Raw genomic sequence first — 2,029 nt, 5'->3', positions numbered from 1 at the left:
AAGCATTGATATGATCAATAGCTGCCATAATGCCATAGTTTTGATAATCTCCATTAGGTGGGACAAAAGTGGAAGTAAAATTTAGTTTAAAGTTATGATCGAGTTTATTTTGCATTTTTAAATTTTCTACATGTTTCACTAAAGAATTCGCTAAAAAAAGCGCATTATCATTATTTATTCCACCATAAGAAAAATGAAACTGATTTAATAAATTTTTAATATTTTCAATATCTTCATCTTGAAAAAATTTATATGCACTGTATTTCTCAACATTTGATCTTCTATGACAAAAACAATGATAAAAAACATGCACCGCTACAACATCAAATTTTTTAGCAATATATTCTCTATCAAAGTCTAAAAAAGAAATATTTGCATTAGCTCCAAAACCACCCACTATAAAAACTATAGCTTTGATATCTTTTTCATCATCATAACTTATACGGTATTCAAGTTTACTGGTTCTTTTTATATTTAATTCTACATCATCACAAGAATCAATTTCAAAGGTTTGATTTATGAGCATATAAAGGCCTTTTTTATTAATTTATAGATATTATATTACAAAAAATTAAAAAGGTAAATCATGACAACTCACATCTATGATTTTTTAGAAAAAAGTTTAATCAAATTTAGCGAAAAAACTGCTTTTGTAGAACCCTTTGCCAAGGAAAGAAAAGAAATCACTTATAAAGACTTTGATCTTTTTTCTAAAAAACTAGCCAGTGAAATTTTAAAAACTTTAAAAAATGATAATCCTACTCAAGTTCCTGTTTTAATCATCTTGCCTAAAGGGATTGATTGTTTGATTTCATTTTTTGGAGTGGCACTCAGTGGAAATTTTTATACCCTTTTAGATGAAAAAAGTCCTAAAGAAAGAGTAGAAAAAGTCATAGAGGTTTTAAAGCCTAAACTTTTTATCACTTCAAAGGACTTAAATTTTAACTTAGATTTACCTACGCTTTATACACAAGACTTTGAAAGTTTTGATATAGATGAGAGTTTAATAAAGCATGCCAAAGAAAAACATATAGATACTAATTTACTCTATGTTTTCTTTACAAGTGGGAGCACAGGTATTCCTAAAGGAGTAAGCATAGCACATAAGAGTGTGATTGATTATACTTTTTGGGTGTGTGAGACTTTTAAATTTGATGAGAATGAAATTTTAGCCAATCAAGCACCATTTTATTTTGACAATAGCATTTTAGATATTTTTTCAAGTGTAAAATCAGGAGCGACTTTACACCTTTTACCTAATCATCTTTTTGCCTTTCCAAATAAAATTTTAGAATGCCTTGAAAAAGAAAAAGTAAGCACTATATTTTGGGTGCCTTCGGTGCTAATTTATTTTGCAAATACGGAAGCTTTGAATAATTTTAGTTTAAATACCTTAAAAAAAATACTTTTTTGCGGTGAAATCATGCCCAATAAACAGCTAAATATTTGGCGTAAACACTTACCCAATGCCTTATTTGCCAACCTTTATGGCCCAACAGAAATCACTGATGTATGTTCTTTTTATATCATCAATCGCACTTTTAAAGATGAAGAACTTTTACCTATAGGCAAAGCGTGTAAAAACACAGAACTTTTAGTTTTTGATGAAAATATGAATTTCATAAGTCCTAAACAAATAGGTGTTAAAGGGGAGCTTTTCGTACGTGGAACTTCTTTGTCTTTAGGGTATTATAATGACAAAGAAAAAACCAAACAAGCTTTTATTCAAAATCCTTTACATGATAATTATTTAGATTTACTCTATAAAACAGGAGATATCGTTTCTTATAATGAATTTGGAGAGCTTTTGTGCTATGGGAGAGTGGATAATCAGATAAAATATATGGGGCATAGGATAGAACTTGGAGAAATAGAAAGCGTGATAAATTCCCATGCGAATATTAAAAACAGTGCATGTATTTTTAAAGAAGATATTATTTGTTTTTATGAAAGTGAAGAAGAAATTAATTTTAAAGCTTTTTTAAAAGATAAATTACCTTCTTATATGATCCCAAAAAATTTTATTAAA

General features: G+C 28.1%; 2 protein-coding genes. One reads left to right on the top strand and one right to left on the bottom strand.

Translation table 11 applies throughout. From position 1 onward, the window contains the following. Positions 1-526 (bottom strand): DUF2920 family protein (locus tag AJ885_RS07555; RefSeq protein ID WP_079860286.1); only part of this gene is annotated, 526 nt, incomplete at its 3' end. A gap of 60 nt (positions 527-586) precedes the next feature. Here AJ885_RS07555 and AJ885_RS07550 point away from each other — a divergent pair. Next, positions 587-2,029: AMP-binding protein (locus AJ885_RS07550; protein ID WP_070281028.1), on the top strand; the 1,443-nt coding region annotated here is incomplete at its 3' end.

Origin of the sequence: Campylobacter sp. BCW_6464, assembly GCF_001762775.1 — a bacterium.
Classification (GTDB): Bacteria; Campylobacterota; Campylobacteria; order Campylobacterales; family Campylobacteraceae; genus Campylobacter_D; species Campylobacter_D jejuni.
Note: the sequence above shows the minus strand (reverse complement) of the source record. Positions and strands in the feature narration are given on the sequence as shown.